This is a genomic window from Microbacterium limosum (genome assembly GCF_036324365.1).
GTDB lineage: Bacteria > Actinomycetota > Actinomycetes > Actinomycetales > Microbacteriaceae > Microbacterium > Microbacterium limosum.
The window spans coordinates 1,745,667-1,760,127 of the sequence record NZ_CP137080.1; the positions used below are offsets into that span (position 1 = coordinate 1,745,667).

The 14,461-nt window shown below is 72.1% G+C and carries 14 protein-coding genes; 3 read left to right on the forward strand and 11 right to left on the reverse strand.

The window, feature by feature from the left end:
* Window positions 1-4 precede the first annotated feature (4 nt).
* The 4 genes from RYJ27_RS08460 to RYJ27_RS08475 are packed head-to-tail and all read right to left on the reverse strand — an operon-like array spanning window position 5 to window position 2,627.
* A complete protein-coding gene (locus tag RYJ27_RS08460) occupies window positions 5-625 on the reverse strand; it encodes a GNAT family N-acetyltransferase (protein WP_330169886.1) in 621 nt (206 codons plus the stop codon).
* A 38-nt stretch (window positions 626-663) separates the two neighbouring features.
* The gene (locus RYJ27_RS08465; protein ID WP_330169887.1) at window positions 664-1,356 is read right to left on the reverse strand and encodes a uracil-DNA glycosylase; all 693 of its coding nucleotides are present in this window, start codon (window positions 1,354-1,356) and stop codon (window positions 664-666) included.
* A gap of 3 nt (window positions 1,357-1,359) precedes the next feature.
* Window positions 1,360-1,845 (reverse strand): phosphoribosyltransferase, encoded by a 486-nt coding sequence (locus tag RYJ27_RS08470; protein WP_330169888.1) that lies wholly within the window; start codon window positions 1,843-1,845, stop codon window positions 1,360-1,362.
* Window positions 1,842-2,627 (reverse strand): SDR family oxidoreductase, encoded by a 786-nt coding sequence (locus RYJ27_RS08475; RefSeq protein ID WP_330169889.1) that lies wholly within the window; start codon window positions 2,625-2,627, stop codon window positions 1,842-1,844. Before RYJ27_RS08475 ends, RYJ27_RS08470 begins: the two co-directional genes overlap by 4 nt.
* 160 nt (window positions 2,628-2,787) lie before the next feature.
* Here RYJ27_RS08475 and RYJ27_RS08480 point away from each other — a divergent pair, with 160 nt between their 5' ends.
* Window positions 2,788-4,110, forward strand: a complete 1,323-nt coding sequence (locus RYJ27_RS08480; RefSeq protein ID WP_330169890.1) for a bifunctional o-acetylhomoserine/o-acetylserine sulfhydrylase — start codon at window positions 2,788-2,790, stop codon at window positions 4,108-4,110.
* 102 nt (window positions 4,111-4,212) lie between these two features.
* Complete coding sequence (metX, locus tag RYJ27_RS08485) at window positions 4,213-5,418, forward strand: homoserine O-acetyltransferase MetX (protein ID WP_330169891.1); 1,206 nt, start codon at window positions 4,213-4,215, stop codon at window positions 5,416-5,418.
* Window positions 5,419-5,436: 18 nt separating this feature from the next.
* On the opposite strand, the gene RYJ27_RS08490 is transcribed toward metX, so the two are convergent.
* The 4 genes from RYJ27_RS08490 to RYJ27_RS08505 all read right to left on the reverse strand — a co-directional run bounded on the left by RYJ27_RS08490 (window position 5,437) and on the right by RYJ27_RS08505 (window position 9,234).
* Complete coding sequence (locus RYJ27_RS08490; protein ID WP_330169892.1) at window positions 5,437-6,729, reverse strand: MFS transporter; 1,293 nt, start codon at window positions 6,727-6,729, stop codon at window positions 5,437-5,439.
* Window positions 6,730-6,778: 49 nt separating this feature from the next.
* Window positions 6,779-7,102 carry a thiamine-binding protein gene (locus RYJ27_RS08495; RefSeq protein ID WP_330169893.1) on the reverse strand — a complete coding sequence of 108 codons (324 nt, stop codon included), beginning with the start codon at window positions 7,100-7,102 and terminating at the stop codon, window positions 6,779-6,781.
* Between the two features lie 79 nt (window positions 7,103-7,181).
* Window positions 7,182-8,408 carry a glycosyltransferase 87 family protein gene (locus RYJ27_RS08500; protein WP_330169894.1) on the reverse strand — a complete coding sequence of 409 codons (1,227 nt, stop codon included), beginning with the start codon at window positions 8,406-8,408 and terminating at the stop codon, window positions 7,182-7,184.
* 31 nt (window positions 8,409-8,439) lie between these two features.
* Window positions 8,440-9,234: an ADP-dependent NAD(P)H-hydrate dehydratase gene (locus RYJ27_RS08505; protein ID WP_330172029.1), complete on the reverse strand. Its 795-nt coding sequence runs from the start codon at window positions 9,232-9,234 to the stop codon at window positions 8,440-8,442.
* A 94-nt stretch (window positions 9,235-9,328) separates the two neighbouring features.
* Here RYJ27_RS08505 and RYJ27_RS08510 point away from each other — a divergent pair, with 94 nt between their 5' ends.
* Window positions 9,329-10,408 carry an NADH:flavin oxidoreductase/NADH oxidase gene (locus RYJ27_RS08510; protein WP_330169895.1) on the forward strand — a complete coding sequence of 360 codons (1,080 nt, stop codon included), beginning with the start codon at window positions 9,329-9,331 and terminating at the stop codon, window positions 10,406-10,408.
* Window positions 10,409-10,450: 42 nt separating this feature from the next.
* Here the strand turns inward: RYJ27_RS08510 and RYJ27_RS08515 are convergent, their stop codons facing one another.
* From RYJ27_RS08515 to guaB1, 3 genes are all read right to left on the reverse strand, one after another.
* Complete coding sequence (locus tag RYJ27_RS08515; protein WP_330169896.1) at window positions 10,451-11,497, reverse strand: hemolysin family protein; 1,047 nt, start codon at window positions 11,495-11,497, stop codon at window positions 10,451-10,453.
* Window positions 11,494-12,876, reverse strand: coding sequence for a hemolysin family protein (locus tag RYJ27_RS08520; RefSeq protein WP_330169897.1), 1,383 nt, complete (start codon window positions 12,874-12,876; stop codon window positions 11,494-11,496). The genes RYJ27_RS08515 and RYJ27_RS08520 overlap by 4 nt, the downstream gene beginning before the upstream one ends.
* A 111-nt stretch (window positions 12,877-12,987) precedes the next feature.
* A complete protein-coding gene (gene guaB1 / locus RYJ27_RS08525) occupies window positions 12,988-14,442 on the reverse strand; it encodes a GMP reductase (protein ID WP_330169898.1) in 1,455 nt (484 codons plus the stop codon).
* Window positions 14,443-14,461: the final 19 nt, after the last annotated feature.

The following is a 14,461-nucleotide window of genomic DNA, read 5'->3' on the forward strand; positions in this document are numbered from 1 at the left end:
GGGCTCAGTCGTGGCGCGCGCGGCCGAAGAGTCCGCGCTTCTTCTTCGGCGACAGCGACTTCTGCAGGTAGATCGTCCCGAGCCACCGGCCGAACTTGAAGCCGACGCGGCCCATCCGGCCGACCTCGGTGAAGCCGAGCTTCTCGTGCAGGACGATCGATCCCTCCGCCCCCTTGTCGCTGATCACGGCGACCATCTCACGAATGCCCTTCTCCTCGCACGCGGCGATGAGCGCCTCGAGCAGCGCGCGGCCGAGGCCCTTGCCGGTGGCCGCCTGGCCCAGGTAGATCGAGTTCTCGACGGTGTAGCGGAAGGCGGACTTGCCGGCCCAGGGCGCGACGAGCGCGTAGCCCAGGATCTGCCCGCTCGGGCTCTCCGCGACGAGGAACGGCAGCTCGAGCTTGGCCAGGTGCTGGAACTTCTCCCGCCACTGCCGCAGGGTCCAGCGCTTCTCGTCGAAGGTCACGACCGAGTTGGTGACGTAGTAGTTGTAGATCTCGCGGATGTCGGGGATGTCCCGCTCCTGCGCGGGGCGGATCGTGTAGCTGAAGGGGCGCTCGGGGGGTTCGGTGCGTCGCAGGTGCCGAGGCAGCCGGCGCCGTCGCTCGTATTCCTCTTCCAGCATGCCGTCAGCCTAGAGGCTCGGTACGGCGCGGGGGCGGGTCATTCGGGGAGGTTCCAGTCGACGGCGTCCGCTCCCTGCGCGACCAGCAGCTCGTTGACCCGCGAGAAGGGGCGGGAGCCGAAGAATCCGCGGTTCGCCGACAGGGGGGACGGGTGGGCCGAGGCCACGATCGGCGTCCCGGAGAGCATCGGGCGCAGGCCCGCGGCATCCCTCCCCCACAGCACCGCGACAAGCGGGCGCTCGCGGGCGACGAGCTCGCGGATGGCGTGCTCGGTGACCGTCTCCCAGCCCCAGCCCCGGTGGGACGCCGGCGCGCCCGGCGCCACCGTGAGCACGCGGTTGAGCAGCATGACCCCCTGGTCCGCCCACGCCGAGAGGTCCCCGTGGGAGTTGGGCGGGATGCCGAGGTCGTCGGCCCGCTCGCGGTAGATGTTGGCGAGGCTGCGGGGCAGCGGCCGGACGTGGCGCTCCACCGCGAAGGAGAGCCCGATCGGGTGCCCCGGAGTCGGATACGGGTCCTGCCCGACGATCAGCACCTTCACGCCGTCGAAGGGCGCGGCGAAGGCGCGCAGCACGTGGTCGCCCGCGGGAAGGTACCGCCGTCCCGCCGCGACCTCCTCCCTCAGGCGGTCGCCGAGTGCGGCGATCTCTCCCGACACGGGCGCGAGGCGATCCGCCCACGCGGCATCGATCAGCCCGTCGCGTGCGAGATCGTCGAGGCTCCGGGGCATCGCTCAGGCCGCGTCCTCGTCGATCACGGAGCCCTTCGCCGACCACGGGAAATCGATCCACAGCGGAGTGTCGCGCCACGCGTAGTCCGGGGTGATGATCGTGCCGGGCTTGGTGTAGATCGTCGCGGACCGCACGTCCGCGCCGCGCTCCCGGAGGAGCCGGACGGCGAGATCGAGCGTGCGGCCGCTGTCGGCGACGTCGTCCACGAGCAGCACCCGGCGTCCGTCCAGATAGGCCATGTCGAGCTCGGGCGGCAGCAGCTCGGGGGCGTCGAGCACCGTTCCGATACCGGTGTAGAACTCCACGTTGAGGGCCCCGCAGTTCTTGATTCCGAGGCCGTACGCGATCGCGCCCGCCGGCAGCAGCCCGCCACGGGCGATCGCGACGACGACCTCGGGAACGAATCCGTCGGCGAGGATGTCGCGCGCCATCTCTCGGCACGCCTCGCCGAAGCCGTCCCAGGTGAGGATCTCGCGTTCGGCGCTCACGCCTGGTCCCCCCGCGTGCGCAGGGGTCCCCGCGCCAGGAGGTGCTGGGCGGACTGGGCGACCGGGCGCATCGTCACCAGGTCGAGGTTGACGTGACCCGGGGCATCCACCGCGTAAACGATGACGTCGGCGACATCCGCGGCGACGAGCGGCGCCTCGACCCCCTCGTAGACGCGATCGGCGGCGGCGCTGTCGCCCCCGAGCCGGTTGAGCGTGAACTCCGGCGTGTTGACCATGCCCGGCGCGATCTCGACGACCCGGATCGGCTCGCCGTTCAGCTCGAGTCGCAGTGCCTTGACGAGCATCGACTCCGCCGCCTTCGCCGCGTTGTAGCCCCCGCCGCCCGGATACGCCACCTGCGCGGCCGTCGAGGTCACGAACACGGTGTCGGCGTGGCCGCCCTCGCGGGCGGCCCTCCGCAGCTGGGGCAGCAGCGCCTGGACGATCATCTGCGTCGAGAGCACGTTGACCTCGAACATCCAGGTCCAGTCATCCTGCGAGCCGCCCTCGACGGTGTCGGTGCCCCGCGCGCCGCCCGCGACGTGCACGAGCGCGTCGACGGGGCCCGTCTCGGACAGCCACAGGGCGAGCGCGTCGATGTCGGCGCGGCGGGTGAGGTCGGCGGCGAAGACCGCGGCGCCCGTCTCGCGCTCGAGCTGCTGCAGCCGGTCCGCACGGCGCGCCACGCCCACCACGTCCCACCCCGCGACGCGCAGCGCACGCGCCGTCGCCTCTCCGATTCCGGAGCTTGCTCCCGTGACCACTGCTCGCCTGTTCGCCATGGGACAACGCTAACGCGCCACCGCGGGATGCCGCTGCACGCGCTCTGGCCGCCCTGTTACGTCACATTTCCCGGCCCTTGTCGCCGTCGAGGCCGCCTGCCTAGTCTCGCCTCAGGCCCGGCGACCGCCGCAGGCCGCGAGCATCAACCAGGAGGACGACATGTCCGCACCCGAGAACTGGCGCTTCGAGACCAAGCAGGTCCACGCGGGCGCGCAGCCCGACCCCACCACGAAGGCGCGCGCGACGCCCATCTACCAGACCACGTCCTACGTGTTCGACAACACCGACCACGCCGCGAACCTCTTCGCGCTGGCCGAGTTCGGCAACATCTACACGCGCATCATGAACCCGACGACGGACGTCGTGGAGCAGCGCCTCGCGGCACTCGAGGGGGGCACCGGCGCCCTTCTCGTCGCGAGCGGCCAGGCCGCGGAGACGTTCGCCGTGCTGAACATCGCGCAGGCGGGGGATCACATCGTCTCCTCGAGCTCCATCTACGGCGGAACGTACAACCTGTTCAAGTACACGCTGGCCAAGCTCGGCATCGAGACGACGTTCGTCGAGAACCAGGACGACGCCGAGGAGTGGCGCGCGGCCGTCCGCCCGAACACGAAGCTCTTCTTCGGCGAGACCGTCGGAAACCCGAAGATCAACATCCTCGACATCCGCAAGGTCTCGAACGTCGCCCACGAGGCCGGGGTCCCGCTGATCGTCGACAACACGATCGCCACGCCCTACCTCATCAAGCCGTTCGAGCACGGCGCCGACATCGTCGTCCACTCCGCGACGAAGTTCCTCGGCGGTCACGGCACCGTCATCGGCGGCGCGATCGTCGACGGCGGGACGTTCGCGTGGTCGAAGAACGTCGAGAGGTTCCCCGGCCTGACCGAGCCCGACCCGTCGTACCACGGCGCGAGCTACACGACCGCGGTCGGCGATCCCCTCGCCTACATCATCAAGGCGCGCGTGCAGCTGCTGCGCGACCTCGGATCCTCGATCTCGCCGCAGAGCGCCTGGCTGCTCATCCAGGGCATCGAGACGCTGTCGCTGCGTATCGAGCGCCACGTGCAGAACGCCCAGGAGATCGCGGAGTGGCTCGAGGAGCACCCGGACGTCGCCTCGGTGAACTACTCGGGCCTGCCCTCCTCGCCCTGGTACGCGGCCGCCAACACCTACGCCCCCAGGGGCGTCGGCGCGGTGTTGTCGTTCGAGCTCAAGGGCGGCGTCGAGGCCGGCCGCGAGTTCGTCAACTCGCTGCACCTGTTCAGCCACCTGGCGAACATCGGCGACGTGCGCTCCCTCGTCATCCACCCCGCCTCGACGACCCACTCCCAGCTGACCCCCGAGCAGCAGCTCACGGCGGGCGTCACGCCCGGGCTCGTGCGCCTCTCGGTCGGCATCGAGAACGTCGACGACCTCAAGGCCGACCTCGAGCAGGCGCTCGCGGCGGCCCGCAGCGTGAGCGAAGCCGCCCGCGCGTAACCCTGTGCGATGGATGCCCCGGACCGGTGACGGCCGGGGCATCCGTCGTTCGGGGCCCGTAACCTGTCCGACGTCGCGCGCGGGACACGGAAGAATGGACGGATGGACTGGCAGAGCTCCGAGGACACGGCGCCCGCGGCACCCGTCACGGAGGCCGACGCGCGCATGCTGCTCGGCCGTCCCCCCGCCACCGGGGCATGGCGCGACGGCGATCCCGTCGGCGAACGGCGCTTCGCGGCGTTCGGGGCCTTCCGCACCGAGGGCGGCGCGGAGCTGCCCTCGATCCGCATCGCCTACGAAAGCTGGGGCGAGCTGAACGCGGCACGCGACAACGCCGTGCTCGTCCTGCACGCCCTCACGGGCGACAGCCATGTGCGCGGCGAGGCCGGACCGGGCCATTCCACCGACGGCTGGTGGCCCGACATCGTCGGCCCCGGCGCGCCGATCGACACCGACCGCTGGTTCGTGATCGCCCCCAACATGCTGGGCGGATGCCAGGGCTCCACCGGCCCGGCCAGCATCGCCCCCGACGGCTACGAATGGGCGGCGCGGTTCCCGTACCTCACGATCCGCGACCAGGTGCAGGCCCAGGTACGCCTGGCCGACGCGCTCGGCATCGACACGTGGGCAGCGGTCGTGGGCGGATCGATGGGCGGCATGCACGCCCTCGAGTGGGCGGCGGGGCACCCGCACCGCGTGGAGCGGGCGGCGATCATCGCGGCCCCGCCGCTGGCGAGCGCCGACCAGATCGCGCTCAACTCCGTGCAGCTCGAGGCGATCGCGATGGACCCGCGATTCGCGCGCGGCGAGTACTACGACGCCGGCGACGGCGACGGCCCCCACCGCGGGCTCGCGCTCGCGCGGCGCATGGCCCTGCTGAACTATCGCAGCCCCACGGAGCTCAATCAGAGGTTCCAGCGGTCCTGGCAGTCGGGCGTGAGCCCGCTGGGCCGCGGGGGCCGGTTCGCGGTGGAGTCGTACCTCGACTTCCACGGCAACCGCTTCACCCGCCGGTTCGACGCCAACAGCTACATCACCCTCGTCAACGCGATGAACTCCCACGACGTGGGACGCGATCGCGGCGGCGTCGAGGAGGCCCTCCGGGCCGTCACCGCCCGCACCCTCGTGCTGGGGATCGACAGCGACCGGCTGTTCCCCGTCGAGGGGCAGCAGCGCATCGCCCGCAGCATCCCCGACACGCTCGACGGCGACCACGCGACGGTCATCGCGAGCGACTTCGGGCACGACGGCTTCCTCATCGAGACGCCCGTCGTGGGCGAGCACCTGCGCCGGCTGCTCGAGGACTGAGCCCCGCGGCGCGCCCGATCAGCCCCGGCCGATCGGGCCGGTCGCGACCCCGACGGCCTCGGCGGACGGGTTCGCGGGGTCCTCGGCCCCGACCCGGCGGGTCGCCCTGCCGCCGTCGCGTTCCAGGCGGAAGCTCAGCAGCGCGATCCCGACCCCCAGGATCGCGAGCACGACGCCCGTCCAGGCGGGCATGACGAAGCCCCACCCGGCCGCGATGACGACGCCCCCAAGGAAGGCGCCGAGGCTGTTGCCGATGTTGAGCGCGGAGTGGTTCAGCGCCGCCGCGATGGACTGGTTGTCCCCCGCGACATCCATGAGGCGGGTCTGGATGGCGGGGCTCGTGATGGCGGAGGTCGCCCCCACCGCGAAGACGAGGATGACGAGGGGCACGATCCACGCGGCGGACAACGCCAGCAGCGACAGAACGAGGGCGAGGACGATGAGCGAGACGATGAGGGTCGCACGGAGGTTCGCGTCGGCGAGCCGCCCCCCGAGGAGGTTGCCGACGGTCATGCCGACCCCCATGACCACGAGCACGATCGGGACGACCCACTCGGGGCTGCCGGCCACCTCCGTCACGAGCGGGGAGACGTAGCTGTAGACGGCGAAGAAACCGCCGAAGCCGATCGCCCCGATCGCGAGCGCGAGCCACACCTGACCCACGCGGAAGACGCGCAGCTCGGCGCGGAAGGTGCGTGAGGGATCCCCCGCATGCGGAGGCGTGAAGAACGCGAGCATGACCGCGCAGACGACGAAGATGGCGGCGACGACCGCGAAGGCGGAACGCCATCCCGTCACCTGGCCGAGCCAGGTGCCGAGGGGAACTCCGACGACGTTCGCGACCGTCAGGCCCGTCAGGACGATCGCGACGCCCTGCCCACGCTTGCCGGGGCCGAGCATGTCGGCGGCGATGAGCGCGCCCATGCCGAAGAACCCGCCGTGCGGCAGACCCGCGAGGAACCGCGAGACGGCGACCAGCTCGAAGGTCGGGGCCAGTACCGTCAGCACCGAGAAGACCGCCATGGCCGCGGCGAGTCCGACGATGACGCGATTGCGCGGGAAGCGCGCCACGAGCCCCGAGACGGTCGGCGCGCCCACCACGACGCCGAGCGCGTAGAGAGTGATGAGCCATCCCGCGGCGGCGATGGCATCGTCCGGGGAGCGCGTCCAGAGCTCGGGCAGCAGGTCCTGAGCGATCTGGGGCAGCAGTCCCATGACGACGAACTCGGTCATGCCGATGCCGAAGCTTCCGACGGCGAGGGAGAGGAGCGCCCACGTCGCCGCCCCCCGACGAGGATGTGCGGGGGTCATGGTCGCCTACTCTAGCGCAGGCGTCGAAACGATTCGAAGTGCGGCGCGCTCAGATGACCGGGTCGTCGTCGACGCCGCCGAGCGCGCGCTCGAGGCGCTCGAGCTTGCCGTCGAGCTCTCCCGAGTACCCCGGCCGGATGTCGGCCTTGAGGACGAGCGAGACGCGCGAGCCGAAGGGCATCACGGCCTCGGTGGCCGCGCGTACGACGGCGAACACCTCGTCCCACTCCCCCTCGATCTCGGTGAACATCGACGACGTGCGGTGCGGCAATCCGGACTCGCGCACGACCGTGACGGCGGCGGCGACGGCGTCGTGCACCGAGGCGTCCGCGCGTCCGGTGCCGCTGGGTGCGACCGAGAATGCGACGATCATGGGTTCTCTCCTTCGTTTGCGGGGCTGCTTCGTCTTGCAGGGTTGCTTCCTCTTGCAGGGTTGCTTCGTCTTGCAGGGGCTACGACGTCGGCAGCGGGACGTGACCCGCCTCCCGCCGCCGCGTCGGGACGGGCACGCCGACCAGCCGCACCAGGACGACGACCAGCAGCGCGATCTCGGTGGCGTTGCGCAGCGTGAGGAGCAGAACCGGCAGGAACTGCGCGCCCAGGAGGCCGCCGTACACCATGGGGTATATCGCCTGCGTCAGCGCGGCGACGATCCCGGCCAGCACGGCGGGGGCGGCGGCGCGCCGGCGGTCCAGCACGAGCCAGAGCACGAGGGGCGCGATGAGCCACGTCTGGAACTGCGGCGACCCGACCTTGTTCGTCACGATCAGCACGAGCACGAGTGCGAGCGCCAACGGCGGGAACAGGCGCAGGAACGAGGCACCGCGGCGGGCCTTCACCGCCCCGACGAGCACGATGCCGACGACACCGGCCATCAGGACGGGCGTCATGAGCGCGATGACCGTGTCGACACCGGGCCCCGTGACCTGGAACGTGAGGATGTCCGGGTCGTAGAAGATGAAGGACCCCTCCACGCCGAACACCGCGCGCCACAGGTAGACCGTGCTCACGGGCGCCTCCAGCTGCAGCCCGCGCCCGGTCTGTGCGCCGATGAAGCCGGCCAGGTGCGCCGCGCCCCCCGCGGAGACGACGAGAAGCACCACCGCCGCCGAGACCGCGAGCGCCGTCCCGAGCACCTCGAGGCGGCGGCGCAGCGCGACGAACGCCGCGGCCAGCAGCGCGACGGGCCACACCTTGATCCACATGCCCACGCTCAGAAGGGCCGCGGCGATGCGCGGTCGTCGCGCGAGGAGCAGGAGCCCCGCCACCGCGAGCGGCACGGTCACGGCGTCGATGCGGTAGATCGCGACGGGCCCGAGGAGGGCGAGGTACGCCATCCAGAACCAGCCCGCCACGGTGCGACCCGCCGATCGGCCGTCCCCGAGGAGCAGGGCGAAGGCGACGGCATCCAGCGCCGTGACGACGATGGCCCAGGCGACGATGTAGCCGCCCACCCACGACAGCCCGAGCGCGGCGAGCATCGGCAGCAGCGCGAGGTGCGGATAGACGAAGGTCTCGGTGATGCCGACGACGGCCGAGCCGGATGCCGCGGCGCGCGCCCAGGGCTCGTAGACGAGGTAGACGTCGCCCATCGGCTGGTTGGGAAGGAACCACCCGAACGCGGCCACCGCGACGTGGACGACGGCGAACGCCGCCCACAGGAGAGCACGCGCGGACACGCGATCATCCTAGGCGCGCCGCCGCCGTCCCTCACGTCACGCGCAGCAGCTCCCCCAGGACGGCGGGCACCGCATCGGCCACGTCCAGTGCGACGAGCGGGTGCCCGGGTCCGCCCTCGCCCTGGCCCGCCGCACCGCGGCCCGCCGCCCCGTGTATCCAGGCGGCGGTGGCCGCCAGGGATGCCAGCAGCCGGCGATCCGCCGCGGCGGCATCCGAACGGGCGGCGACCAGCGCGCCGATCACACCCGCCAGCACGTCCCCCGTGCCCGCCGTGGCGAGCCACGGGGTTCCCGCCGCGACGGAGGCGACCCAGCCCTCCCCGGTCGCGACGAGCGTGCGGGAGCCCTTCAGAAGCACGACAGCACCGAGCGCCGCGGCGGTCTCGACCGCGGCCTCGGCCCGGTCATCGCCCGCGGGAGCAAGGCCCAGGGCCTCGCGAAGACGGGCGAACTCGCGGCCGTGCGGCGTCACGACGAGCGGCGCGCGGGAGCCCGCGACGAGATCCAGGGCCCCGGCATCCGCGACGACGGGCACGTCACCCGCGAGGAGCTCGCGAAGGGCGGCGGTCTCCCCGCCATCCCGCACCGAGGCATCCGTGCCGGAGCCGATCACCCACGCCTGCACCCGACCCTCGCCGCGCACGGTCTCGGGGCGACGCGCGAGCACGGCGTCGCCGACGGCATCGTGCCCGACGTAGCGCACCATGCCCGCACCGGCCCGCCAGGCGGCCTGGACTCCGAGGACCGCGGCGCCCGGATACGGCACGGAGCCGGTGCGCATGCCGACCACGCCGCGGGAATACTTGTCGTCGTCGTCGGTTGGCATTCGCAGATGGGAGGCCGCTCGCGCGGCGTTCCACTCGAGGGGCGTGATCACGCCCTCACGCTACCGGCGGACCCCCCGCCCGCGAAGGAGAACCGTGAGCCTGCTCTTCCAGCCCCTCGCCGTGCGCGGCGTGCAGATGCGCAATCGCCTGTGGGTCGCCCCCATGTGCATGTACAGCTCCGAGGAGGGCATGCCGAACGACTGGCACCACGTGCACCTCGCGCAGTTCGCCTCGGGCGGGGCGGGTCTGGTGATGGCCGAGGCGACCGCCGTCACGCCCGAAGGGCGCATCTCCCCGCGCGATGTCGGCATCTGGAACGATGCACAGGCGGATGCCTGGGCCCCCGTCGTCGCCGCGATCCGCGCCCGCGGCGCCGTCGCCGGCGTGCAGCTCGCGCACGCCGGGCGCAAGGCCTCGACCTGGTGGCCGTTCTCCGGCGAGCGCGGCTCCGTGCCCGAGGCGCAGGGCGGGTGGCGCACCCTCGCTCCCTCGCCGATCGCCTACAGCGGTTACGCCGACCCGCTCCCCATGGACCGCGCCGAGATCGAGCGGACCGTGACCGCCTTCGCCGACGCCGCGCGACGGGCGGTGGGCGCGGGGTTCCAGGTGCTCGAGATCCACGCGGCCCACGGGTACCTGCTGCACGAGTTCCTCTCCCCGCTCAGCAACACGCGCGACGACGAGTACGGCGGCACGCTCGGCAATCGCGCCCGCCTCCTGCTCCGGGTCGTCGGCGCCGTGCGGGACGCCGTCGGCGACGGCGTCCCCGTGTTCGTCCGCTTCTCGGGCACGGACGCCGCCGAGGGCGGATGGGGCATCGAGGACACCGCGACGGTGGCCCGGTGGGCCGCCGACGCGGGCGCGGACCTCTTCGACATCTCCAGCGGAGGCCTGGTCGCCCACCAGCGGATCACAGCGGGCCCGGGCTACCAGGTGCCGCTCGCCGCGCACGTGCGCCGCGAGACGGGACTGCCCGTCAGCGCGGTGGGCGTCATCACCGAGGGGGCCCAGGCCGAGCAGATCCTCGCCGACGGCGACGCGGACGCGGTCTTCGCCGCGAGGGAGTGGCTGCGCGACCCGCACTTCGCCCTCCGCGCCGCCGCCGAGCTCGGCGAAGGGCTCGAGCTGTGGCCCTCGCAGTACGAGCGCGCGGCCCGCGTCCGCGCGTCCTGACGCACGCGGGCGCGCCGCCCGCCCGATGACGCGTGCGGCGGCCTAGCGCCGCCGCGTCGCGTCCTGCACCTCGCCCACGAGCTCCTCGATGATGTCCTCGAGGAACACCACCCCCGTGGTCGCGCCCTGCTCGTCGCGCACGCGCGCCAGGTGGCGTCCGGCGCGGCGCATCGTGGCGAGCACGTCCTCGAGGTCGGTGCTCTCCTGCACGGGGATCATGTGGTGGATGCGCTTGGCCGGCACCGGCACGTCGGCCCCGGCATCCGGCGACTCGGTCGCCCTCAGGATGTCCTTGAGGTGCACATAGCCGATCGGCTCCCCCTGGGCGTCGACGATCACGTACCGGGAGTACCCGTGCGATGCGACCGCCCGCTCGACCTCGGCGGGCGTCGTCGTCTCGGGCAGGGTGACGAGCGCGTCCAGCGGCACGGCGATGTCACGGGCCTTCTTGTCGGTGAACTCCACCGCGGCCACGACGGCGCCCGTGCGGTCCAGCAGCACCCCCTCCTGCGTCGACTGCGCCACGATCGTGGCGACCTCGTCGAGCGTGAAGGTCGACGCGGCTTCGTCCTTGGGCTCCACCTTGAACAGCCGCAGTACGTGGTTGGCGATCCAGTTGAGCGTGAAGATGATCGGGTGGAACACGCGCGCGACCCACACGAGCGGCGTCGCGAGGATCAGGACCGCACGGTCGGGCAGCGAGAACGCGAGGTTCTTCGGCACCATCTCGCCGAACACCACGTGCAGGTACGACACCACCAGGAGCGCGACGACGAACGCCGTGACATCGACGGCGGCCTCGGGAAGCCCCGTCAGCCCGAACGGCACCTCGAGCAGGTGGTGGATCGCGGGCTCCGAGACGTTCAGGATCAGTAGCGAGCAGATCGTGATGCCCAGCTGCGAGGTGGCGAGCATGAGCGTGGCATGCTCCATCGCGTACAGCGCCGTCTTCGCCGCACGGGATCCCCGCTCGGCGAGGGGCTCGATCTGGGAACGGCGCGCCGAGATCACGGCGAACTCGGCGCCGACGAAGAAGGCGTTGGCGATCAGCAGCACCACGAGCCAGACGATTCCCGCCCAGTCGCTCATCGCTCACCCCTCTCGTTCTGCCCGCGCGCACGCAGCAGCCGCTGCGGCCCCGTCTCGGCGGGGGGTTCGAGCCCGGTGTCCTCCGGGGGTCGCGGGACGTAGCGCACCCGATCGACCCGCCTACCGTCCATGCGCAGCACGGAGAGCGCTCCGTCCTCGAGCTCGATCTCGTCCCCCGCGACGGGGATCCTCTGCAGGCGGCTCATGATGAGACCCCCCACGGTGTCGTAGACCTCGCCCTCCGGCACCCGGATGCCGGTGCGGTCGAGCAGCTCGTCGGGACGCCAGGCTCCGGGGAACGTCAGGGAGTCCTTGCCCCGCACGAGTCCCGTGCGGCTGCGATCGTGTTCGTCCGAGACCTCGCCGACGATCTCCTCGACGAGATCCTCGAGCGTCACGACGCCGGCGGTGCCGCCGTACTCGTCGACCACGATCGCCAGCTGGTAGCCCCGCGCCCGCAGCTCCGCGATGAGCGCGTCGAGCCGCACCGTCTCCGGCACGCGCAGGGGCTCGCTCGCGAGCGCGGCGGCCGGGACGTCGGCGCGCCTGTCGCGGGGAACGCTCACGGCGGCCTTCAGGTGGACGACGCCGACGATGTCATCGAGCGACTCGCCGAACACGGGAAACCGGCTGTGACCGGTCCGCCGGGCCAGCTGGATGACATCGTCCGCGGAGTCGTCGCGGGCGACGCAGTGCATGCTGGGCCGCGGGGTCATCACATCCGCCGCGCTCAGCCGCGAGAACGTCAGGGTGCGGTTCAGCAGCGACGCGGTGTCCTGCTCCAGGAGGCCGGCGCTCGCGGAGCGCCGCACGAGGGACGACAGCTCATCGGCTGTGCGCGCCCCGGAGAGCTCCTCCTTGGGCTCGACGCCGAGCGAGCGCAGGACGGCGTTGGCCGACCCGTTCAGCACCACGATCGCGGGCCGGAAGACCGTCGTGAAGGCGACCTGGAAGGGCATCACGAGCTTCGCGGTCTGGCGCGGCAGCGCGAGCGCGAAGTTCTTGGGGACGAGCTCGCCGATGATCATCGACAGCATCGTCGCGACGGTGATGGAGACGACAACGGCCAGCGGCGAGACCAGTCCGCCGGGCAGACCCCAGCCGGTCAGCACCGGCCGGAGCAGGTTCGAGAGGGCCGGCTCCATCGTGTAGCCGGTCAGCAGCGTCGTCAGCGTGATGCCGAGCTGGGCGCTGGAGAGGTGCGTCGACGTGATCCGCAGCGCGCCGATCGTCAGCGACAGCCTCGACTCGCCCTTCTCGCGGCGTGCCTCGAGATCGGCACGATCGAGATTGACGAGCGCGAACTCGCTGGCGACGAAGAGTCCGGTGCCGACGATGAGCAGGAGCCCCACGCCCAGCATGAGGTACTCGTACGTCATGCGTCACACCCTCGTTCGAGGGGGTGCGGGCGGTGGGGCGAGGGTCTGCGACTAGGAGGGTCGTCCATTGTGCCGCTCAGTCTATCGGCGGTCTCCCCCGCGCCGCGCGCGTCACCAGCTGACGGGCAGGGCCTTGCCCTCCTCGTACCCCGCCGCGGACTGCAGCCCCACGAGCGCCCTCTCGTGGAACTCCGGCACGTCCGACGCCCCGGCGTAGGTGAAGGAGGAGCGCACGCCGGAGGTGATCATGTCCAGGAGGTCCTCCAGGCCCGGCCGGAGCGGGTCGAGGTAGATCCGCGACGAGGAGATCCCCTCGGCGAAGAGCTCCTTGCGGGCACGCTCATAGGCATCCAGCCGCCCGAACCGCTCCTGCACCGCCTTCGTGGAGGCCATCCCCCACGACTCCTTGTAGGGCCGGCCGTCGGCATCGGTGAGCAGCTCGCCGGGCGCCTCGATCGTGCCGGCGAACCACGACCCGATCATGACGGATGCCGCACCCGCGGCCAGCGCGAGGGCGACGTCTCGCGGGTATCGCACCCCGCCGTCCGCCCACACATGGGCGCCCATCGCGCGGGCCGCCTCCGCCGTCTCCAGGACCGCGGAGAACTGCGGCCGGCCCACGGCCGTCATCATGCGGGTCGTGCACATCGCGCCGGGCCCCACACCGACCTTGAGGATCGTGGCGCCGGCGGTGACGAGGTCGTACACGCCCTCGGCCGTGACGACGTTCCCCGCGACGAGGGGGATGCGCAGGCCGAGGTCGGCGACGGCTCGGAGGGCCTCGAGCATGCCCTCCTGGTGCCCGTGAGCGGTGTCCACGACGAGCACGTCGACTCCGGCGGCGGCCAGCGCGCTCGCCTTGCCCGCCGGATCCCCGTTGATGCCGATCGCGGCGGCCACCGCGAGGCGTCCCGAGCGATCCAGCGAGGGACGGTACAGCGTGCCGCGCAGCGCACTCCGGCGGCTGAGCGTGCCGACGAGATGGCCGTGCTCGGTGACGCACATGATCTCGGCGCCGGCGGCCTCGATCACGTCGAAGGCCGCACGCGGGTCGGACACGTCCTCCGCGTCGAGCGCGGGGACATCGTTGCGTGCCAGGTCGCCCAGGCGCGCATCCGGCAGCGCCGTCGCGAGACGCGACGCGGGGACGACGCCCCGGATGCCGGCCGCGTCGATCCGATCCGCCGGATCCGCGACGACGATGCCGTGACCCGACGTCGGCGGGAGCAGGCGCAGGGCATCCGCGACCGTCGCCTCCGGCGGCAGGACGAGCGGCGTGTCCCATGCGACTGGCTGACGCTTGACCCACCGGATCGCCGCATCGAGCTCCTGCAGCGGCATGTCCTGCGGCAGCACGCCGATCCCGCCGCGCCGCGCCAGCGTCGCAGCCAGCCGCGCGCCGGTCACCGAGTTCATGTTGGCGGAGACCAGCGGGAGGGTCGCGGGGGTGCCGTCCCGGGGGGCGAGGTCGACCTGGAGCCTGCTCGTCACCGCGGAGCGGCGCGGGACGAGGAAGACGTCGGAGTAGGTCAGATCGACCTGCGGGGCAGGTCCGTGAAAGTCCATGTCGTTAACGTATCCGTCG